This is a genomic window from Prolixibacter sp. SD074, assembly GCF_009617895.1.
GTDB lineage: Bacteria > Bacteroidota > Bacteroidia > Bacteroidales > Prolixibacteraceae > Prolixibacter.
In genome coordinates, this window is sequence record NZ_BLAW01000001.1 from 2,088,471 (window position 1) to 2,110,876 (window position 22,406).

The following is a 22,406-nucleotide window of genomic DNA, read 5'->3' on the forward strand; positions in this document are numbered from 1 at the left end:
AAATTTAGGGATTATATCCTGCAAATACAGATATTGAATTTTCGCTTTCAATTCAACACCTGTTTCCACCTTTTGTAAAAGTTATATCTTTGTTGACGAAGAAGAGATAACAATCATGGGAAAAGAGCCACAGAAAAAAAAGATATTGACCAACCTTCAATCAGAAGACCCATTAATGGTTATTGAGACGATAAAAGAGTTGAGAGAAACCGGTAATAGTAGTTATATTCCGGTGCTGGTTGAATTGCTTCATTCCACCGATAATCCGGAGATTAGACAAAAGATTATCCGGTTACTGGCGGAATTGAAATACAGCGATGCCATCCCACGTATTGTGGAAGCCATCAATAATAAGAGATATGCTTCCGAACTGAAAGAATTGGTTTCGATTTGCTGGGAAAACAGTCTTGATTTCAGTCCGTACCTGTCGCTGTTCGTCGACCTGGTTATCGAGTCTGAATTCATGGTTGCTTTCGAAGCCTTTACCGTTATTGAAAATATGGTAGGCGAAATTGATGCTTTGTACAAAAACGAACAGGTGGAGAAATTAAGGGCAGCCAAGGCAACTGCACCTGCTGAAAAAATGTCGCTGTTGGAGGATCTGGAAAGAATTATTCCGGAAATACCGGAACAAAAAGAACAACAATTCGAAGAAAGGAAAACATCAAAATAAAAAGGAGCTGCCCGAATTGGACAGCTTCTTTTGTTTTATGTTCGATGACAATTATTTATTTACATTATTGGAGAAATACTTCATAAACTGAGCACGTTCGTAAAGTACCGGGTTCGGCAGGTTGGAATAACTCAACCGTCCACGAAATTCGTCCAGACTCTTGAAATTCCATTTTTTCATGAATTGTTCCAGGTAGTCCACCATCTCTTTCACTACCGGGATGCCATTCACATACATGGCTGAACAAACCTGTCCCACTGTAGCTCCGGCCAATAACTGTTTTACGAGGCCTTCACCATCGTGAATACCAGTTGATGCGGCGATATCGATTCGTCTCTGTGTACCGGAAATAATTCCAACCCAACGAAGTGACTGCCTTATATCAGCTGGTGTACTGAATATCTCTGCGGCAGATATAGCCAGTTTATCCAGATTAATATCCGGCTCGTAAAAACGATTAAACATCACCACACCGGTTGCCCCATGAGCATATAACCGATCGACCATGCTCACCAGGTTGGAGAACTGCGCCCCGATTTTCATAGCTATCGGGATATTGACCACCTTTTTCACTTCGGTCAGAATTTCGAGATAACGCTCTTCAATCTCTTCTGATTTTATTTTGCGATCAGTCGGGACTATAAATGCGTTAATTTCCAATGCATCGGCACCAGCTTTTTCAATCTCCCTGGCAAAGCCAATCCATTGGTTTCCGGAAACACAGTTAATGCTGGCAATAATCGGAATAGTAGTTGCTTCTTTAGCTGCTTTTACCAGCTCGATATAATGATGCAGCGTGTTGTCGTGCAAATAGGCCCGGATATAATCCTCCGCTTCAGGATATGCAGTATTCTGCAAATCCTTGCTAAGCATCACGTTTACCTCGTTATTAATTTGCTCCTCAAATAAAGACTTCAGGACTACAGCTCCCACACCATTTCTTTCCATTTCAACTATTTTCTCAATGGAATTGGTGAGCCCCGAACTTCCGGCTACCAAAGGATTCTTCAGGTTTAGCCCTAAATACATTGTGGTAAGATTTGCCATTCGGAAAATTTTTATAAAACGATTTTTTGATTTAAGATTCAGTTATTCTGATAATTTCGCTCGCCGAAAATATTGGTTCCTATGCGCACCATGGTACTCCCTTCTTCAACAGCTAACTTATAATCGCCCGACATTCCCATCGAAATTTCACTGAAATTTGGTGCATCACTGAAATACTTTTCTTTCAGTTGTCCAAAGATAGTCGAAAGGCTTCTAAATTCTCTTCGGACCTGATCTATAACATCAGTAAAAGTAGCCATTCCCATCACGCCATCAATCCTCACAAATTGTAGATTTTTAAACTCCGGTGAGTTTAACATCTCCTCGGCTTCTTCCATGCTCAACCCAAATTTAGTTTCTTCTTCAGCAATGTGAAACTGCAGCAAACACCGAAGTACCCGATTTCCCTTCCTGCCCTCTTTATCAATGGCTTTCAGTAAACGAAAACTGTCGGCACCATGAATAAGTGAAACAAAAGGAGCAATGTATTTTACCTTATTGCGCTGTAAATGCCCAATCATATGCCACTCAATGTCTTTGGGAAGTGATTCATATTTCCAGACGAGTTCCTGTACTTTGTTCTCTCCAAATACCCGCTGTCCCGCCTGATATGCTTCCATGATATCTTCATTAGGTTTAGTCTTGGAAACAGCCACCAATTTGACATTCTCCGGTAATGAATTCCGAATTTCAATCAGATGCTCAGCAATACTCATGCAAACAAATTTTTCATCCAAAGTAAGGAAAAATTATCGTTCCTTTGGGGATATCTTTTTGAAATCCGCCGGTTATGTTGTCTGTATGGTTTAACGATAATTGAGGTGCACATTTTTTTTTAACTTTACCACACCCAAGTCGGGCATAATTAAAAGCCGCAGGCAATTTATGAAAAAGCTGATTATCCTGATTATAAGCGCCTTTTTTGCACTTCAACTTAAGGCTCAACCCAATAATTACCCAAACGAAATTTACCTTGGTGTAAAAGGTGGAACCACCTTTTCGCGCGTCCGCTTTAATCCTACCGTGAAGCAGGTTATGCTGAAAGGTTATTCCGGTGGAATTGTGTTTCGGGATATATCAGAACCTCATGTTGGTATTCAGGTCGAGCTAAATTATTCGCAGCGCGGATGGAAAGAACATACCGACGCGGGTGTGGACTATGAACGACAGCTTGATTATTTTGTATTACCCATAATGACACATGTGAACATTGGCAACAATGGTTTTCGGTTCTTTATTAATCTCGGCCCATCAGTTTCCTATTTATATACAGATAAAGAGATATTCAACCCGGCTGCTGATGCAACTTATACGCCGAACGATTACTATGGAAAGCCCGTTGATGCCGCTTTCGATTTCCAATTTGTCGGTGGTCTCGGGTTCGAATGGAGGTTTAAGGACGGCAATGGATTGATGCTCGACACCCGTTTGTATTATAGCCTGCCCAGTTTATTCAACACGAAAAAATCATCCTACGATTCATCGCAATTGCAAACCATTGAAGTTTCAATGGCTTACCTCTTCCGGTTAAACAAGGAAAAGAAGGATTAAAAATCAGATTACTCAAAAAAAGGTGGCCAAAATGGGCACCTTTCTTTTTATATGTTTTTTGTCTCGATTAATCCAGCTCATGAACCACCAGGCCTGAACGCAACTTCGGCTCAAACCAGGTTGTCTTCGGAGGCATGATATTTCCGCTATCAGCAATATCAATCAACTGCTGCATAGAGACCGGATAAAGGGCAAATGCTACTTTCATTTCACCTGAATCGACACGGCGTTTCAGCTCACCTAATCCGCGAATTCCGCCTATAAAATCGATGCGTTTATCGGTTCGCAGGTCTTTAATTCCCAAATTTTTGTCAAGTACGAGGTTTGAAAGAATGGTTACATCCAGCACACCAATCGGATCGTTGTCGTCATAACGTCCCGAACGGGCAACCAACTTGTACCATTTCCCACCTAAATACATACCGAAGGTATGCAGTGCGGCCGGTTTGTAAATTTCGGCCCCCATTTCGGTTACCTCGAAATCTTCTTCCAGTTTCGCCAGCAATTCCGATTCAGTCAATCCATTCAGATCTTTTACAACCCGGTTGTAGTCGATAATCTGAAGCTGATTGTCGGGGAAATGGACTGCCAAAAAGTAGTTGTACTCTTCGTTACCGGTATGATGGGGATTATTCTGCCGTTTTTCGTTTCCAACCAATGCAGCAGCTGCAGTCCGGTGATGGCCGTCGGCAACATACATTGCCGGAATGTCGGCAAAAAGTTCCACAATCCGGTTGATAGTTGTTTCATCATCGATAACCCAGAAATGGTGACCAAATCCGTCTTCTGCCACAAAATCATATACTGGTTCGGTTTCTTTGACAATTTTCGCCACAATATCATCCAGTTCCGGAACGGCGGGAAACGTAAAAAATACCGGCTCCACGTTGGCATTGGTATTGCGCACATGCTTCATCCGGTCTTCCTCTTTATCTTTCCGCGTCAGCTCATGTTTTTTGATGACACCATTCATGTAATCGTCAACCGACGCAGCGCCAACAATTCCGTACTGGGTACGTCCGTCCATGGTCTGGGCATAGATATACAGCTTCTCTTGCTCATCCTGTACCAACCATCCCTTTTCCTTAAAAAGATGGAAATTTTCAACAGCTTTATCGTAAACCGGCTCCGAATGTTCATCGGTTCCTGCCGGGAAATCAATTTCAGGTTTAATGATGTGCAAAAGCGACTGAGGATTTCCCGCTGCTTCCTTGCGGGCTTCTTCCGAATTCAGCACATCGTACGGGCGGGAAGCTACTTTTTGAGCCAGTTCCCGGGGCGGACGCAGTCCTTTAAAAGGTTTTAAAACAGCCATGTCTCTTTCTATTCAAAAAAATAATTATCCCTTTTATTTCGAATACTACAACCATCAGTTCACCTGAAACGTTGCGTCTCCTTTTTGAAAAAATGCTACAATCTGCGATGTAGCAGCTGTACCGGCATTGATATTTGCTTCATCTGTTTGGGCCCCCATTTTCCTGGCAGTGAAAACTACCCTTCCCGGGAAGCGTTTCTCAAGCAACTCCCGATTGTCAGGAGCCACATCGGCAGCATAACGAAAATCTTCTCTTTCCTCAAGAACTTTCTCCAAATCAGCCTCGTTGATAATCTCTTTCCGGGCAGTATTGACCAGAATAGCGCATTTCGGCATCATCATCATCAATTCCCGATTGATAATTCCCCGGGTATCACGATTCCCCGGAATATTCAGCGAGACGACCTGGGACGAAGAGAACAAATCTATCGGACCATCAGCGTAACGGATGCCTTGTTCGGTAGCTTGTTCCGGGCTAAGCGTCGGGCTGCATCCCATCACATCCATACCAAAACCTTTGGCGATGCGGGCCAGATGCATTCCAATGTTCCCGTACCCCATAATGCCAAACGTTTTGCCCAGTAACTCAGTTCCGGCATTTCCGTTAAATCCGTTTCGAACCAGATACAGCAGCAGGGCAAATGTCAATTCGGCAACAGCGTTTGAATTTTGTCCAGGCGTATTCATGACAACAATGCCCTTTTTGCTTGCAGTTTCAATATCTATGTTATCATAACCGGCTCCGGCACGAACCACGATCTCCAATTCGGAGGCAGCATTCAGGACTTCAGCATCACACTGGTCGCTCCTGACAATTAAAGCGTGTACATCGGCTACTGCCGCCAGAAGTTCTGCTTTATCCGAATATTTTTCTAACAACCGCAATTCATAACCCGCCGCCTCAACAACCGCTCTCATGCGGCCAATCGCCTCACTGGCAAAAGGTTTAACGGTTGCAACCAATACTTTTTTCATGTTTGAGTCAGTTTTTTGTAATCACCTGAAAAAGGTACAGCTACCGTCTGAGGGAATCAATGATCGAAATCAATGATTCAGATCACGAAAAAGGCGAGAAAGATTCTCGCCTTTTTCGGTTATTTTATTAGTGTTTGGCTTCAAATTCCTTCATCGCCTCAACCAATACTTCCACACTTTCAATCGGCATGGCATTGTAAATCGAAGCCCTGAATCCACCAACACTACGGTGGCCTTTTATACCAACAATATTGTGTGCAGCTGCAATTTCAAGGAATTCCTTCTCAAACTCCTCGTATCCGGAGGACATCACAAATGTTACGTTCATCCGCGAACGATCTTCCGGGTTCGGAATATTCGGAACAAACATCTTGTTGCGATCCAATTCATCGTACAGCAACTTAGCTTTTGCAATGTTTTTCTTTTCCATTTCTTTGATGCCACCATTGTCTTTCAACCAGCGAAGTGTCATCAATGCAGCAAATACCGGCACGGTCGGGGGCGTGTTGAACATCGATCCCTTGTCGATGTGCGTACGATAATCAATCATGGTAGGAATCGGACGATCAACTTTACCCAAAATATCTTTCTTGATAATGACCAGGGTAACTCCCGACGGAGCCAGGTTCTTCTGTGCACCGGCGTAGATAACATCATATTTTTTGATGTCAATCGGGCGGCTGAAAATATCGGAAGACATATCGGCAACGATACGGGCCGGAACATCCAGATCTTCCAGAATTTCCGTACCAAAAATGGTATTGTTGGTGGTGATATGGAAATAATCGACATCCGCCGGAACTTCGTATCCACGTGGGATGTAGTTGAAATTCTTATCTTTTGACGATGCTACTTCAATAACCTCTCCGTAAAGTTTTGCTTCTTTAATCGCTTTGGAAGCCCAGGTACCCGTATTCAGGTAAGCTGCTTTTGTCTTCATCAGGTTGAATGGAACCATATAAAACTGTGTGCTGGCCCCTCCCTGGAGAAACAAAACTTCGTAGTCTGCAGGTACCTCCAAAAGTTCTTTCACGAGGTCCCTTGCTTCATCCATTACCGCAACAAACTCTTTGCTCCGGTGCGAAACTTCCATTACCGATAATCCGGTTCCGGCAAAATTCATAATAGCTTCGGCGGTCCGTTCCTTTGTGAATTCGGGCAGGATGGAAGGTCCTGCGTAAAAATTATGCGTTTTCATAGTAGGGGAATATTGAATTATATTTAGACAACTAAAAATTGAGAACTGTCAATCAAATTAATGTAACCTTCACTGCCTTAAAATCGAATAATCTTTCAGTTTTTCAACTGATTAAAAAGTTTACAAGCAGTATATTTCAGGTCACTTTTATTAAAGACTGTAAAATTATAACAAATATGAATTTCCTGACAATTATCAGGATAAATGATCTTAAAATTTACAGTATTTTAAACCATTCAATTTAAATAAACGGCAATTTGACCACTTTTGCTTTCAATTTCTTATTTCGTACGCGGATGAAAATTTCCGTTCCCAATTTGGTATAACCGGTTTTCAGGTATCCCAGACCAATTCCGATGCCCCGAACCGGCGACATGCTTCCGGAGGTTACTTCACCAATTACTTCACCATCCTCGTTCATTATTTCATAACCATGCCTGGGAATACCGCGGTCAATCATTTCAAATCCACGCAAACGACGGGTTACGCCTTCTTCTTTCTGGCTGGCCAGTAAGTCCTTATCAATGAAATCTTTCTCGTCGGTGAATTTCGTAATCCAGCCCAGGCCGGCTTCAATCGGCGATGTGGTATCGTCGATATCGTTTCCGTACAAGCAGAATCCCATTTCCAGACGAAGCGTGTCGCGTGCACCCAAACCAATGGGCTTGATGCCTTCTTCTTTTCCGGCTTCGAAAATGGCATTCCAAATGGCGTCAGCATGTTTGTTTTCGAAATAAAGTTCGAAACCTCCGGCCCCGGTATAGCCTGTAGCCGAAATAATCACATTCGGAATTCCGGCAAATTCGCCTACCGTGAAGGTGTAGTATTTGATAACAGATAAATCAACTTTAGTCAGTTTTTGTAAAACCCCGGTTGCTTTGGGGCCCTGAATGGCCAGCTGGCTAATTTCACCGGAAGCGTTTTCCATTTTCGCACCGACGGAATTTTGGCTGACCAACCATTGCCAGTCTTTTTCGATGTTAGCTGCATTGACTACCAGCATGTATTTTTCAGGCTCAACGGAATAAACCAATAAGTCGTCCACGATGCCGCCCTTCCCGTTAGGCAAGCAGGAATACTGTGCCTGCCCGGGTGCTAATTTTGAAGCATCGTTGGAAGTTACCTTTTGAATAAAGGCCAAAGCCTGCGGACCGGTTACCCAAAACTCTCCCATGTGCGACACGTCAAAAACACCGACACCATTGCGCACGGCCATGTGTTCATCCTTAATTCCGGAATATTCGATTGGCATTTCAAAACCAGCAAACTCAACTATTTTAGCCCCGTTGCTGTTATGAATGTCGAAAAATGCGGTTCTTTTCATTTCACTGCTATTTTAAATTTGCCCGAAGAAACGATTGAAATAACTCATTATGTGAACATTGCATCGCACTTCTATTTTTCTTTTACAAGATATGCCTGATGTGATGCAGACAAAGCTAAGCATTTTTCCTGCCGGGAAAGCTGAAAATTATCAACTTGACATAAGGTTCTTTTCATACGTTTAAAATTTATAATTATGATCCATAATTTAATTCTAAATTTGAGAACGTATGGAACCGCTTCGCTCTCACATGAACTTTTTTTAATCATTGCCTTTGGCGAACTTTTGATTAAAAAAGTTCATGTTCGTTTCATTGTATATTTGATTTTGTAATTTATAATTGATAGAATAGTCCCCTAAAAGAGAATACATGGCATATACTGACCTGAATTACCTGCGCAATGTGACGGGTGGAGAACCCGAAATTATACGTGAAATGATTGAATTGTTCATCAGCCAGGTCCCTGAGTTTTCCGAAAACCTGAATAACTACCTGGCTGAAAAGAAATTTCTCGAACTGGGGAAAGAGGCCCACAAAGCCAAATCTTCCGTTCTGGTTGTCGGAATGGAACAGTTGGCAAAGGACCTGAAAACGCTCCAACTTCTTACGCTTGACGGCAAAGGCGAAAAAACTTACGCCGATTACGTCAAAGAGTTCGACAAGCAATGCAACGCAGCTGTGGGTGAATTAAAACTGGAACTGGAAAAACTCTAAGGGAAAGCTACGGACGAACCGGCGTCATGTGTAATACATCGTCGGCAAAATGCCATGTAGCTTTCTCAACCTGCGGAACAGCTCCCGAGGTGAGTTGACATGCGATGGTGTGCACACCTGCTTCCGGAAATGCTTTTTTCACCTTGTCATTGGACGGCGTTCCGATTTCGGAAAACATTTTCAACTCGGCCCCTACATCGACCGTGGGGTCCTGATGCTCCTCATCTTTGTAGTAGTAACCCAAAAAAACCGGACATTTCACTTTCTCAAATACCGGTTTTTTCATCCCGGCATCGAGTAGTTGCTGAAGGTAAACAGTTGCTTCAGCCCGGTAACGCGTGTACCAGTATTGCCCGATTTTACTGTTCGGATCATCCCCGGTAATCCGGTATTTGCCTCCATAAACTAATCTGGCTGCCTGCAGTCCCCAGGGTTTCGACAGAATCAATCCGGCTGATGTCTGACGGATTTTGATATTTGGCGAATAGAGAATCAAACCGTCAATCATTTGTGGGAAACTGGCGTCCAGCATCAAGCTCAACGTCCCACCGGTCGAGGTACTCATGATGATTACCTTTTCCCCCAGCCGGCTGGCAATTAGCAGGGCCTCTTTCGCCGTTTCGTACAAATTATCAGGCGTCATATCCAGCAAAGGCTCACCGGTTACCAGTCCATGTCCGGCTAACCGTGCAAAATAGGCATTGCAGCCATATCGCCTGGCAAAGTCAGCATTAACCGGATAACCTTCGTAGTAACTGGCCGAAAAGCCGGGCAGATACAGCAAGGCATAATCCGTTTTTCGATGAACGGAATCATTTGCCCAGATAATGCGTGCTTCATTGTCCGGCTTCGTTTTCACCGAAGACTCTTTTTTATTCACATACCACGCAACCGAATCCAGTGAAACCGGAATCTTTGGCAGCGAATTATTCAATTCGGGTTTCGGCATTACCGGCCCCAGCAAATAAACAATCACCAGAACAGCGATAACCACAAACGGGATGTATCTTCTTTTCATCTTCTGAAGTTTCTTAATTCAACAGCTATTTTAATCAAATGCTATATGGCTGATAAAATTTAATTGCCTGAATTGTTTCGTCTCACTTCCAACGCGGCTTATCCACTATAAACAAGCATTGTACCATCGCCCCATAACATCGTCAAATAACGTAACCAGGGGGTTGAATAACCCCGTTACCCCGTCAGGTAACCCCATTTACCCCGTCACATGACCCCGTTTACCCCGTCAGGTAACCCCGTCGACGCGGTAAATTACTGCGTTGGCGCGATGAATTACCCCGACAAAGGGGTCATTCTACGCGTTGACGGGGTCTTTTACCGCGTGAATGGGGTTATGGTACCCCGCCGACGGGGCCCACAACCGCGTTGACGGGGTAATTTATCGCGCCAACGAGGTCCAGTCACTGCTTCACCGGAGTATTTCTCCGCACCGGCCTGGTTTTAAATCCCGCCGAGGGAGTAATTTACGGTACCGATCCTAAAAAATCCCGGTATCACGGGTAAAATGAAAGTATAACCAGCCTCGTTACTATTCCGGGCTGACCTCTGCCCCACCGGAGTTATATTCTTCAAACCGGATAATGGCTGTTCGCTCCCGTCCATTCATCAGGATTTCCAACTCATTTTTGAACCGTACGTGCTTCACGAATTTGCTCTCCCAAATCACTTCCTGCCTTTTCAGTATATCGAGATTCAGAAAGTTTTCTTTCGTCTTATAAGGAATGGAGAAATACCCAACATTCATTGAGGTTACATTATGGAAGAAATGCGAGCCCAATGATGCATCCAGCGGAAAATCAGGCAACCCCATTTCAATAATCACCCGGGCATTGTTGATGTTCGCCCAGATAACCGGGATACCCGTAAACGGATCATGCGTTCCCCAGCGACCAGGGCCAATCAACACAAACTTTCGTCCCTCTCTTCCCAGCCGGTTGTTCACTTCCACTATATCCCTGGCAATAGCCCTTGTTGCCGTCCGGTCAAAAGTATCGGCGTCCACGTAAACGACATCCCGAATTCCTTCAATTCGTCCATGCCCCATCCCCCGACGGGAGATCATCAGCATATTCTCCTGTTCCATTGCCCCCAAGTCGATTTTTATCTCCTCTTCCTGCCGGATAAGTGGCTTAATCTGCAACAAATAAAAAGTAGGCAAGCCATATTCACCATTCTCCAGTTCCAGGGAATACTCGAGTTCGACCGGCGAGCCCATCGCTTGTTTGAAAAGGTTCAGTAATAACTGCAACGTATCCGACAGCGGAAATTGGTCATATTTCAGAATATTGGCAAAATCGATCACCCGCGGCCCCTTTTGATCGATTCCCGGAACCAAATAATCATTCTCCACATCATACGTGGAGGCACAATGGGTCAATACACCGTCCTTTTCCGCTTCAATTATCCGATATTGCTTAATCGCAGCATCTTCACCATCCCGGGTCAGATCAAATGATTCACGGGTCATATCGATGGCGTAAAACTCGCCTTGTGAATCCCGGACCATATCATGAACCGAACTGTTATTCAGGTTTGGATATTTAGGGCAAAAGCGGAAGGCTTTCTCCCCTCCTACGACCAGCATTCCCAAGCCAACACCAGCTACGGCAAAGCCATCCTCCGGTTCCATGTAGGAATATGGGTAGTAATTAAACGACTGCGCCACTCCACTCATGGTTGGATAAAACTTATTGTTTCGCTCGTGACCAACTACTTCCTGAATGATTACGGCCATTTTCTCTTCTTCGATTTTATAGTTGATGGCTTCGAAATAGGAAATAGCATTGGGCGTAAAGATGGAGGAATAAACCAGTTTCACGGCTGTCATTAATTGTTCAAAACGAACATCCATGTCCGGGTGATTATTCGGAATCAGGTATGTGGAATAGACTCCGGAAAATGGCCGCAGAAGCGAATCCTCGAACAATCCACTGGAACGAATGGCCAATGGCCGATCCATCTGTTTGATGTACTGGAATAATCGCTCTTTCAATGTCATGCTCAATTCGGCGTCCAGGAACTTATCGCGAACGACACTGTAATCCTGGTAATGATGGTATGCTATATGATACAGATTATTCAATTCCAGAAATTTATCGAACTCAATCGCACCAATTATCGCGGTAGCGGGAAGACGAATATTGACACCTGGAATCAACTTTTTCAAATCGATGTTCTCGATCAGGTTACTGATGAAAGCCAAACCACGTCCCTTTCCACCCAGCGAGCCTCTTCCCAGCCGAACAATATAACGGTTGCCTTTCACCACTTGCGGATCGAAATTGACGATGCGCCCCCGGTTTTTCTGCTCCCTGACTTTATTGAATACATTTAAACATAAATCCCGAATACGGCCCGGATCATCGAAATCTTCGACACGGTACGGTAAAAGTTCCTCGGCCATATTGATTTCACCGCGGGCCATTAACCAGGTGGAAAAAGCATTTTGCTTTGCATGATACACCAACGACTCAACCGGAACTTTAATGATCAACTCCTCGAATTCGTGCAGATTTCGTGCTACAGCAATTTTTTCACCCTGCCCGTTACGGAAAACGAAATCGCCGAATCCCAACTTATAGTTAATGAATTCACTAATATCCAGTGCCAGACTATCTGAATTTTTGTTAATGAAATCTGCGCCAATATCTTTTGCCCGCCCGGCATTGGTTACGTCGTGCGACTGAAGCAAAATAGGAATCGGGAAACGAAGGGTCCGTTTCACAAATTTCAGCAGTTCCACTCCTGCATCTTCGTCGTCCACACCGTTCTTCGCGAATTTCACATCCGAAATCACACAAAGCAAATATTCACGGTAGTTATTAATAATTTCTACGGCATTTTCGTATGTACTAACCAACAACAGTTTGGGACGGGCACGCATTTTCAGGATCATGTGCAGTTCGTCCGTCGACTCGTCCGACACCAGGCTCTGCGTTTGCGTCATCACACTGGTGTAGAGCAATGGCAGATACCTTGAATAATATTTTACAGAATCTTCTACTAACAGAATAATGCGAACGTTACCCAATTGTGTATCGCGTGCCACATTCTTCTTGTCCTCGATGTATTTAATCATTGCCATGAAAACATTGGTGTTCCCATTCCAGACGAAAACCCGGTCGATGGCGGGCACACCCTGCGCGGCGGAATAGAAATAAGCCAAATCACTGTTATTGTTGACCAGGAGCAGAATCGGAACACGCGCTTTAACGAAATGAATATCTTCTGCTGTCCGCAGCGGAGTTTCCTTGTCCACCCCCGCCATAATGATGACCATATCGAAATGGCGTGTATTCAGCACTTTCAATGCTTCTTCGGAACTACTGACACTTGTAAAACGCGGAGCGGCATACAAATTCAACTGAAGGTATTCGCCAAAAATTTTGTCGGAAAACTGCCCCTCCCTAACAATGGAATAGGAATCGTAAAGCGTAGCCACCAAAAGGATTTCCTTTACTTTGGTTGGCATCAGTTCCTGGAAAATATCGCGATCGGTCTTTCTTCGTTTATAAATGGAAGAGAGTGAAATATTATCAAACTTACTCATTCGCCGTAGGTTAGATTTACTAATTGTATTGGTACATCGATTCGACAATAGTCAATACCGGTTACCATTCGAAGGTTTCGTTACGGATAGCAGTCGTCCGGAATTGATTAGGTTGAAAATAGTGAAATTTTCACCCCTAAAAAACAAAAAGGAGGCCCCAGCCTCCTTTTCAATTACATGATGTTAGTCCTTTATCCAGCTACCCATGTGTTTCCACTCATCAAAAGGTCGTCAACCGATTTGATTTTTGAGGTCGCTTTCACTTCTTCAATCTGGGCTACCATAGCCTCATCGTACGAAGTAGCTTCCACCGCACGTATTACACCCATGGCGACCGGAAAATCAGGAAGTGCCATGTTAATCAACAATTGATGAACGAATCCATTAGGCTCAGTTACATCATGAACCAGAATGTCATCACGGGTAATGCCGTCTTCGCCAATCTTAACCACTTTGAGGCGACCACGCTCCAAGACCAAACCTCTATCATCGTTCTCACCGAAAATCATTGGTTCACCATGTTTCAGCATCAGCTGATGATCTTTTTTCATTTTCGGATCGGTGATAGCCGCATGAATTCCGTTGTTGTAAATCATACAGTTTTGCAGTACTTCCACAACCGAAGTACCTTTGTGCCTGGCTGCTGCTTCAAATACTTCCTGGCTCATCTTGATGTTGTTATCCACCGAACGGGCAAAAAATTTACCCCGGGCGCCCAATACCAGTTGTCCCGGGACAAACGGATCTTCCACCGTACCATAAGGCGAAGTTTTGGTGACAACCCCCCGATCGGATGTTGGCGAATATTGTCCCTTGGTCAAACCATAAATCTTGTTGTTGAACAAGATTACATTGATATCAATATTCCGGCGAATCAGATGAATGAAATGGTTTCCACCGATGGCCAGCGCATCACCGTCGCCAGTGATTTCCCATACACAGAGATTCGGGTTGGCACACTTCACACCGGAAGCTACTGCCGCAGCCCGCCCGTGAATTGTGTGAAAACCGTATGTACTCATGTAATACGGGAACCTGGAAGAACATCCGATTCCAGAAATTACGGCATAATCTTTATGTTGAATGCCGAGATTAACCATTGCTTTCTGAATGGAATTTAATATGGCATGATCACCACATCCCGGGCACCAGCGAACTTCGTTTTCGCTTTTGAAATCTTTTATTGTTAATGCTAATTCTTCGGCCATTGTTATTCCTCCAATAGTTGTTCAAATTTTTCGCACAATTCATGAACCGTAAACGGAAGTCCTTTAACCTTATTGAATTGTTCGTATTTGAAATCGGGTTCTTTATCACGAAGATAGGCGACAAACTGTCCCATGTTCAATTCGCATACAACAATCTTCTTAAAACGGCTGAATACTTCGTGCACATTGGCCGGTAGTGGATTGATGTAGTTAAAATGTGCCAACCCAATTTTGTGATCGGGCGGGCGCATTTCGCGAACTGCACTTTCCAGGTGTCCGAAAGTTCCTCCCCAGCCAACGACCAGTAAATCGCCTTCCGGCTCTCCGCACACTTCGAGTTCAGGAATCATGGTAGCAACACGACGGACTTTTTCAGCACGAATTTCTACCATCTTTTGATGGTTTTCCGGATCGTGACTAACATTGCCCATCAGGTCTTTCTCCAGACCTCCAATCCGATGCTGGAAGCCATCCATTCCCGGGAATGCCCATCCACGGGCCAACGTCTTCTCATCGCGCGCATATGGCTGATATGTTTCAGCATTTTGGGCAATACACGGTGTAATTTCAGGCAGATCGGCCATTTTAGGAATCTTCCAGGGTTCAGAACCGTTTCCAAGGAATCCGTCGGTCATCAGTATAACCGGCACCATTCGTTCCAACGCAATTTTAGCCGCATGGAAAGCGTAGTTGAAGCAATCGGAAGGCGTGGATGCAGCCAATACTACGACAGGGCTTTCACCATTACGGCCATAAAGTGCCTGCAACAAGTCAGATTGTTCAGTCTTGGTTGGCAAACCGGTAGAAGGGCCGCCACGCTGCACATTTACTAATACCAGCGGCAATTCGGCCATCACACTCAAACCTAATGCTTCAGATTTCAGGGCCAAACCGGGGCCAGAGGTCGACGTAACCGCCAAATCACCTGCAAAGGCAGCTCCGATAGACGTTGATATACCGGCAATTTCGTCCTCCGCCTGAAACGTTTTTACCCCCAAATCTTTTCGGGCTGCAAGTGCCTGCAATACTTCTGTTGCAGGGGTAATGGGATACGACCCGAGAAAAATTTCCAAATTGGCTTTTTCCGCAGCTGCGAGTAATCCCCATGCGGTAGCCAGATTACCATTGATGTTCCGGTAAGTCCCCGCTTCAATCGGGGCAGGATGCACCATGTATCGCGGCGTCATATGCTGCATGTTCATCCCATAGTTCCAGCCGCTTCTCAGCACTTTGAGGTTAGCTTCGACCACCGAAGGGGCCTTCTTGAATTTATTCTGAATGAAACGTTCCATGTAATCCATCGGACGGTCAAACATCCAGCTAACCAAGCCTAATGCAAACATATTCTTGCTTCGCAGAATACTCTTGTTGTCAAGGCCGAAATCTTTCAATGCTTCCCTCGTAAGGGTTGTTATAGGAACCGGAACCTTAAAATAATCATCCAGTTTTAACTCCTCAAACGGTTGGTCCGTGGTAAATTTTGCCTTCTTAAAATTCTTCTCCGTAAAACTGTCCTGGTCGTATATAATCGTCCCTCCGGGGCGCATAAACGGCGCATTTGCTTTTACGGCCGCAGGATTCATGGCTACCAATACATGGGCGTAATCGCCCGGTGTGGTTATACGACGGGTTCCAAATTGTACCTGGAAGCCCGATACGCCACCAACTGTTCCCTGTGGGGCACGTATTTCTGAAGGATAGTCGGGGAATGTCGAAAGATCATTCCCAATCAGAGCAGAGGCATCCGAAAACAATGTTCCGGTTAACTGCATACCATCTCCCGAATCACCGGAAAACCGGATGGCTACCTCCTCAAGTTCAATAATTTTTGTTTCCTTTGACATAATTACGAAAACTTATGTTCGGCAGGTTAATCTGCTTACGAAAAACAATTTTCAAGACATATTTTATATCAATTCCTCAAAATAATTAACTGAAAAGGAAAAGATTATAAACATATGTGACAAATTTAATGATTAAAGACTATCAGTGACTATGACATTCGACTTATTTCGTCTATAATATTAACTTTGGTAGTAAATTAAAATCAATTCAGATAATGGCCATTATACAACCTTTACGCGGAAAAACGCCAATCATGGGCAGCAACTGTTTTATTGCAGAAAATGCTGCCATCATTGGCGATGTTGAAACAGGTGACAACTGTAGTATCTGGTTCGGTGCGGTATTGCGCGGCGACGTGCATTACATCAAACTGGGTAATAATGTCAATGTCCAGGATAATGCAGTTATTCATGCCACCTACCAGAAATTTCCTACCAACATCGGTAATAACGTCACCATTGCACATGGTGCCATCGTTCACGGGTGTACCATTCATGATAATGTCCTTATCGGGATGAACGCGGTGATCCTTGACGATGCTGTTATTGAAAGCAACTCCATCATCGCTGCCGGTTCCGTTGTTACAAAAGGTACTGTGGTGTATTCCGGATCGGTGTATGCCGGTTCACCTGCCAGGAAGATCAAGGAGATCAGTCCTGAACTGCTGGAAGGTGAAATTCACCGGATTGCCAACAACTACCATATGTATGCGGGCTGGTACAAAGAAGGTGAAGATTAATTATTATTCGGCATCACATAATATGTTTTAGAATACCCATTCGGGACGTTAATTTTGAAGTAATTGAATTTACATCATCCCGGAGAAATGATATCATTGAAAAACAAAAAGAAAGGGTTGCCAGTCGGTAACCCTTTCTTTTTGTTTTTCAAATTAAGATATCATCTTATTTTATGCCCTTTATAAGCATAGAAGAGAATGAAGAGATATGCCGGGAAACAAACCCAGTAAGCAGCCTGTATTCCGACAAAGTCCTTCACTCCACCGAAAATCAATGGAAGAATTGCACCGCCAACGATACCCATTACCAACAACGAAGCTCCGGTTTTGGTAAAACGGCCCAAATCGGCAATAGCCAATGGCCAGATGGCAGGCCACATCAATGAGTTCGCAAGGCCCAGTAAAGCGACAAACCAAATCGAATATTTTCCGGCGACCAAAACAATCAATAACGAACTAATGATTCCGAGCCAGGAATTAATTTTTAATGCCGTATTCTGAGTAATTACTTTCGGAATAAAAAACACTCCGAACAGGTAACCAATAACCATAAAAATTACCGTATAGGTAGTATAGGTTGCAGGATTCCCCAGTCCAATACTGTCGGCATAATCCACTATAGTTGCCAGGGCAATGGTTTCGACACCGACATAAAAGAACAGCGCAATAACGCCCAAAATCAGGTGTGGAAATTGAAGAATGCTGGTCTTTGTCCGTGCATACGTTGAAACGGGAGTCTCTTCGTCCTCATCCTCACCTTCCGCTTTTACCTCAGGCAGCGGAGCAAAATAAGAGAAGATGCCTAATAAAATGAACATCCCGACAATCAGGTAAAATGGAAAGTACATTTTACCAAGTGAAGGTGCATCGAGATTCAGGAACAAACTCAAAAATATCGGGGCCACAGCCCAGGCCGCCTTATTGATGATTCCCATAATACTGATGCGCATGGCTGCACTTTCCTGCGGTCCCAGAATCGTAATATACGGATTAACCGATGCCTGAAGCAAAGTGTTTCCCATACCGCTAATGAAAGATGCCAACAGAAACAGTCCCAGACTCTCATAACGGGCCGATGGAACAAAAAGCGCAAGCCCTACAGCAAAAAAGAAAAACGAAACCATCATTCCCCGACGGTAACCAATTTTGCTGATAATCATCCCTGATGGATAGCCAAATACAACAAAAGCCGAAAACGTGGCTGCCAGTACCAGGTACGACTGGGCCGAAGACAAATCAAGTGCCTTCTTCAGGTAAGGAATCAGGTAACCGTTAATTCCAAGAGCAAATCCAATCACAAAAAACATGACTCCAATAATGATAATTGGAACCACATAATTATTCCGCCTTGAGTAAGTAGCTGTTTCTGCTGCCATTTTTAAATTAGTTTAGTTTATATAGTACAATACGTTGCTCACGAATATAATACTTTATTTTAATAGATTATTCCGATTTTCCCTTTGTCTGAGTGCGGGTTATGCCTACTTTTGAAGGGGAAAAACAAGGGGGATAAACTTTTAATAAGTACACCGCTGAAATCGAATTTATATTCAAGTCATTACATAAAAGACTAAAATTTTTAATAAGAAACTACTTTAGCAAGCTGGAATACGCGAATAGATACCGAATAATTCCAACTTTTTGTAGTTTCATACGACAAAACACACAACAAAATGATGAAACCGACTTTAGTTATTCTGGCTGCCGGTATGGGAAGCCGGTACGGAGGGCTCAAACAATTGGACGAAGTGGGCCCTAACGGAGAAGCCATTATTGACTATTCGCTCTACGATGCTATCAGAGCCGGATTTGGCAAGGTAGTATTTGTCATCCGTGAGGATTTCGCCGACGAATTCAAGGCCCGCTTTGCACCGCAGCTCGACGGTAAAATAGAAGTAGCTTACGTTTATCAGGCACTTGACAAAATTCCTTCCGGTTACGACATTCATCCCGAAAGGGTAAAACCCTGGGGAACCGGCCATGCATTGCTAATGGCGGAACCGGAGGTAGAAGCTCCCATGGCGGTTATCAATGCCGACGATTTTTACGGACCACAAGCTTACCAGGAAATCGCTTCGTTTTTGACTTCATCGACCGATGAAAATGAGTACGGAATGGTAGGTTACCAGCTCGATAATACCTTGTCGGAATTCGGTTCGGTATCGCGCGGCGTTTGCCAAACCGATAGTGCCGGTCGTCTGACTGAAATCAACGAACGCACCAAGATTCAGAAAGAAGGTAACGAGATTGCTTATTACGAAGATGAAAAACGCTTTACGTTGACCGGAAAAGAGCCGGTATCGATGAATTTCTGGGGCGTAAAAACCTCTGTTTTCCACTATCTGAAAGAAGGTTTCCGTGAATTCCTGCAAAAAAAAGGTAACAAGTTGAAATCAGAATTCTTCGTACCGTTTCTCATTAACGATAAAATTGTCGACGGAACTGTTTCAGTAAAAGTACTAACTTGTGATTCGCCATGGTTCGGCGTCACCTACAGGGAGGACAAACCGTATGTTCAGGATAAATTGAAGAAATTAATTGCAGACAAGGTCTATCCCGAAAATCTATGGAAATAAACTAAAAACTGCCATATGACTAACCATCAACTAAACCAGATTTTTGAATCATTTAGCCCCAAAGGCCACGTGAAGCATTGGGAACCATTCGGGAATGGGCACATTAACGATACCTTTCTCGGGCGGAACCAGGAAAACGAAGCTTCCGATTTTATTCTACAACGTAAAAACCACAAAATCTTTACGAATGTCGCCGGAATGATGGACAACATTGTTATGGTAACAGACCACATTCGCGAAGGTCTTAAGAAGACAAAGGAAGGTGATATCGACAGAAGGGTAATGAGGTATTTTCCTGCCAGAGATGGTAAATGGTTTATTAACGATCAAAAAGGTAATTACTGGACGTTATTTCTTTACATTTCCGGTAGCCATAGCGTTGAAAATATCGAAAATCCGGAACAGGCTATGATGGCCGCACAGGCGTTTGGTCATTTTCAACTACAACTGGCCGATTTACCTGGCAACAAACTGGTAGAAACCATTCCCAATTTTCACAACGGCATCTCCCGACTCAATGATTTCCGGAATGCCATTGAAAAGGATGCAGCCGGACGTGTAGCTGAAAACCGGGAACTACTGGAACAACTTTCAACGCGCGGAGACGAAATGACGCTTATACAGCAATGGCTTGATTCGGGAGAACTCCCCCTGCGCATTACACACAACGATACCAAAATCAACAACATTTTGTTTGATGAAAACAACAGGCCGTTGTGCGTTATCGATCTCGATACGGTGATGCCGGGAAGCGCTTTGTTCGATTTTGGCGATGCCATCCGAACCATCGGGAATACCGCAGTGGAAGATGAACCGGATTTGTCGAAAATTGGCTTTGCAAAGGACATTTTCGAAGCTTTCGCAGAAGGTTATCTAACAGAGGCCGGTAAGTTTTTAACGCAAAAAGAGAAAGATAATCTGGCCTTTTCGTGCCTTTACATGGCATGGGAACAGGCCATCCGGTTTATGACCGATTACCTGAACGGCGACACTTATTACAAAATTGCGTATCCGGGACACAACCTTGTGAGGACCAAAGCCCAGTTCCGGTACCTCGAAGTATTAGAGGAGAACCGCGAAAAGATGGAGAATTTTATCAGGAAAGCAGGGTAAAGATTTCCTGAAATATTCATGATATCTAAAGGACGGGAAATGATGATTTCCCGTTCGTTTTTTTATTCTTACAACTAAAGATGAATATGTTCAGCCTGCAATGATTCGCCAAAAAAAACGCCCGCCCGGATTTCAAAGTTCTCCACTGATTCGGTTGTGAGAAACCGACGCGAACCACCCGTTGTGCATTTCTGCTCTATTTCCGGGTGTCGCTTCAAATAATCAGCCAGGCGGTCGGCTACGATTGGTCCTTGTTCCAGTAATTGAATGTGTTTAGGGAGGAATTTCCGAATGGTTTCCGATAGCAGCGGGTAGTGCGTGCAACCTAAAATGACCGTGTCAATTTCGGGATCTTTTTCCAGCAATTGCTTTACATTCTTTTCAACGAAATAATCGGATCCAGGCGTTCCTATTTCATTGTTTTCAACAATAGGCACCCACATGGGACAAGCTTCCTGATAAGTATGTACAGGATGGTCAGCCGGGATTTTCCGAATTTCCATCGGGTACGATTCCGATTTTACGGTACCGGTTGTCCCTAATATTCCTACATGACCGGAACGAGTTACCTCAGGGATGCGTTCCACGCTGGGCCGAATTACCCCCAATACACGGCGAGTGGGATCGATGTTGGGTAAATCTCGTTGCTGTATGGTGCGTAACGCTTTCGCGGAAGCCGTATTACAAGCCAGTATTACCAGATGGCAGCCCATTTCAAACAGTTTTTCCACAGCCTGAAGTGTATACTCATACACCACTTCAAATGAACGGGTACCGTAGGGAGTGCGCGCATTATCGCCTAAGTAGAGATAGTCGTACTGCGGCAATTCATCAATTACCGAACGGAGAACTGTCAATCCTCCATATCCGGAATCGAATACGCCGATTGGTCTGTAATTATCCAACATTTTCACGCCGTTATTTCTTTCCTGAAACTACAAAAATTCTGTTCTAGCGCAGCTTTTACCTTCGTTTTAAACAAAAAAGGATGCTGTCAAACAACATCCTTTTTTAGCTCAAATATTTTTAACCTATTGAACTCCCAGTTTTTTCTTCACCAACGGCAGAATATCTTCTGACTGGGCTGAATGGTAGAGGAGGTTATTTACATCAAACACGTAAATTAAACCTTCTTCTTTGGCCACTGCGTCAACAGCTGCGCGTGCTTTTTTCACAATCGGCTGGAATTGCTCTTCTTGTTTTTTCTGCAGATCCTGTTGAGCTACAGACTGGAAGTTTTGAATGCGTTGCTGCAAATCCTGCAAATCATTCTCCCTTGCACTACGAACAGCTTCTGAAAGACTGTCACGTTTGGCAATGTAGGCCTGTACCTTCGTTTGGTACTCGTTCTGCATGGTAGTCAATTGATTCTCCAACTCTGTGGCATGTTTCTGCATAGCTTTCTGAGCAACATCACGCTCAGGCATCACCTGAAGCAATTGCTGAAAATCGATGTGCCCGAATTTGTATGTCTGTGCTGAAAGGCTACCGGCGAAAAGGGCTACGAAAAGTACTATTACCTTTAAAATGTTTCTCATACTTGACTGATTTATCAAA

General features: G+C 44.0%; 19 protein-coding genes. 6 read left to right on the top strand and 13 right to left on the bottom strand.

What is annotated here, in order from left to right; genetic code table 11:
- The first annotated feature begins 115 nt into the window (after positions 1–115).
- Positions 116–673: a HEAT repeat domain-containing protein gene (locus GJU82_RS09090; RefSeq protein ID WP_153631862.1), complete on the top strand. Its 558-nt coding sequence runs from the start codon at positions 116–118 to the stop codon at positions 671–673.
- A 51-nt stretch (positions 674–724) separates the two neighbouring features.
- Here the strand turns inward: GJU82_RS09090 and GJU82_RS09095 are convergent, their stop codons facing one another.
- Together GJU82_RS09095 and GJU82_RS09100 are read right to left on the bottom strand one after the other, a co-directional pair.
- Positions 725–1,720: a dihydroorotate dehydrogenase-like protein gene (locus GJU82_RS09095; protein ID WP_153631863.1), complete on the bottom strand. Its 996-nt coding sequence runs from the start codon at positions 1,718–1,720 to the stop codon at positions 725–727.
- A 38-nt stretch (positions 1,721–1,758) separates the two neighbouring features.
- Positions 1,759–2,436 carry a YggS family pyridoxal phosphate-dependent enzyme gene (locus GJU82_RS09100; protein ID WP_153631864.1) on the bottom strand — a complete coding sequence of 226 codons (678 nt, stop codon included), beginning with the start codon at positions 2,434–2,436 and terminating at the stop codon, positions 1,759–1,761.
- Positions 2,437–2,605: 169 nt separating this feature from the next.
- On the opposite strand from GJU82_RS09100, the gene GJU82_RS09105 reads away from it, so the two are divergent.
- Positions 2,606–3,271 (top strand): porin family protein, encoded by a 666-nt coding sequence (locus GJU82_RS09105; RefSeq protein WP_153631865.1) that lies wholly within the window; start codon positions 2,606–2,608, stop codon positions 3,269–3,271.
- Positions 3,272–3,338: 67 nt separating this feature from the next.
- On the opposite strand, the gene GJU82_RS09110 is transcribed toward GJU82_RS09105, so the two are convergent.
- From GJU82_RS09110 to gcvT, 4 genes are all read right to left on the bottom strand, one after another.
- The gene (locus tag GJU82_RS09110; protein ID WP_153631866.1) at positions 3,339–4,586 is read right to left on the bottom strand and encodes a DUF1015 domain-containing protein; all 1,248 of its coding nucleotides are present in this window, start codon (positions 4,584–4,586) and stop codon (positions 3,339–3,341) included.
- 54 nt (positions 4,587–4,640) lie between these two features.
- Positions 4,641–5,561, bottom strand: coding sequence for an NAD(P)-dependent oxidoreductase (locus GJU82_RS09115; RefSeq protein WP_153631867.1), 921 nt, complete (start codon positions 5,559–5,561; stop codon positions 4,641–4,643).
- Positions 5,562–5,688: 127 nt separating this feature from the next.
- Entirely contained in the window at positions 5,689–6,759 is a 1,071-nt protein-coding gene (gene serC / locus GJU82_RS09120; RefSeq protein WP_153631868.1) for a 3-phosphoserine/phosphohydroxythreonine transaminase, read from the bottom strand.
- Positions 6,760–7,000: 241 nt separating this feature from the next.
- The gene (gene gcvT / locus GJU82_RS09125; RefSeq protein WP_153631869.1) at positions 7,001–8,083 is read right to left on the bottom strand and encodes a glycine cleavage system aminomethyltransferase GcvT; all 1,083 of its coding nucleotides are present in this window, start codon (positions 8,081–8,083) and stop codon (positions 7,001–7,003) included.
- Positions 8,084–8,453: 370 nt separating this feature from the next.
- Between gcvT and GJU82_RS09130 the strand changes: the two genes are divergently transcribed.
- Positions 8,454–8,798: an Hpt domain-containing protein gene (locus GJU82_RS09130; protein ID WP_153631870.1), complete on the top strand. Its 345-nt coding sequence runs from the start codon at positions 8,454–8,456 to the stop codon at positions 8,796–8,798.
- Between the two features lie 7 nt (positions 8,799–8,805).
- On the opposite strand, the gene GJU82_RS09135 is transcribed toward GJU82_RS09130, so the two are convergent.
- From GJU82_RS09135 to GJU82_RS09150, 4 genes are all read right to left on the bottom strand, one after another.
- Positions 8,806–9,816, bottom strand: coding sequence for a carboxylesterase (locus GJU82_RS09135; RefSeq protein WP_153631871.1), 1,011 nt, complete (start codon positions 9,814–9,816; stop codon positions 8,806–8,808).
- 531 nt (positions 9,817–10,347) lie between these two features.
- Entirely contained in the window at positions 10,348–13,368 is a 3,021-nt protein-coding gene (locus tag GJU82_RS09140) for a PEP/pyruvate-binding domain-containing protein (RefSeq protein ID WP_153631872.1), read from the bottom strand.
- A 191-nt stretch (positions 13,369–13,559) separates the two neighbouring features.
- Positions 13,560–14,576: a 2-oxoacid:ferredoxin oxidoreductase subunit beta gene (locus GJU82_RS09145; RefSeq protein ID WP_153631873.1), complete on the bottom strand. Its 1,017-nt coding sequence runs from the start codon at positions 14,574–14,576 to the stop codon at positions 13,560–13,562.
- A gap of 2 nt (positions 14,577–14,578) precedes the next feature.
- Positions 14,579–16,420, bottom strand: a complete 1,842-nt coding sequence (locus GJU82_RS09150) for a 2-oxoacid:acceptor oxidoreductase subunit alpha (RefSeq protein WP_153631874.1) — start codon at positions 16,418–16,420, stop codon at positions 14,579–14,581.
- A 215-nt stretch (positions 16,421–16,635) separates the two neighbouring features.
- On the opposite strand from GJU82_RS09150, the gene GJU82_RS09155 reads away from it, so the two are divergent.
- Positions 16,636–17,160 (top strand): gamma carbonic anhydrase family protein, encoded by a 525-nt coding sequence (locus GJU82_RS09155; protein ID WP_153631875.1) that lies wholly within the window; start codon positions 16,636–16,638, stop codon positions 17,158–17,160.
- Positions 17,161–17,321: 161 nt separating this feature from the next.
- On the opposite strand, the gene gluP is transcribed toward GJU82_RS09155, so the two are convergent.
- Positions 17,322–18,536 (bottom strand): glucose/galactose MFS transporter, encoded by a 1,215-nt coding sequence (gene gluP, locus GJU82_RS09160; RefSeq protein WP_153631876.1) that lies wholly within the window; start codon positions 18,534–18,536, stop codon positions 17,322–17,324.
- A 297-nt stretch (positions 18,537–18,833) separates the two neighbouring features.
- Between gluP and GJU82_RS09165 the strand changes: the two genes are divergently transcribed.
- Together GJU82_RS09165 and GJU82_RS09170 are read left to right on the top strand one after the other, a co-directional pair.
- Complete coding sequence (locus GJU82_RS09165) at positions 18,834–19,736, top strand: sugar phosphate nucleotidyltransferase (protein WP_228488639.1); 903 nt, start codon at positions 18,834–18,836, stop codon at positions 19,734–19,736.
- A 15-nt stretch (positions 19,737–19,751) separates the two neighbouring features.
- Positions 19,752–20,849, top strand: coding sequence for a phosphotransferase enzyme family protein (locus GJU82_RS09170; protein ID WP_153631877.1), 1,098 nt, complete (start codon positions 19,752–19,754; stop codon positions 20,847–20,849).
- A 74-nt stretch (positions 20,850–20,923) separates the two neighbouring features.
- Here GJU82_RS09170 and murI read toward each other — a convergent pair whose 3' ends face one another.
- Positions 20,924–21,757, bottom strand: coding sequence for a glutamate racemase (gene murI / locus GJU82_RS09175; protein WP_153631878.1), 834 nt, complete (start codon positions 21,755–21,757; stop codon positions 20,924–20,926).
- A 123-nt stretch (positions 21,758–21,880) separates the two neighbouring features.
- Positions 21,881–22,387: an OmpH family outer membrane protein gene (locus GJU82_RS09180; RefSeq protein ID WP_153631879.1), complete on the bottom strand. Its 507-nt coding sequence runs from the start codon at positions 22,385–22,387 to the stop codon at positions 21,881–21,883.
- Between the last annotated feature and the right edge of the window lie 19 nt (positions 22,388–22,406).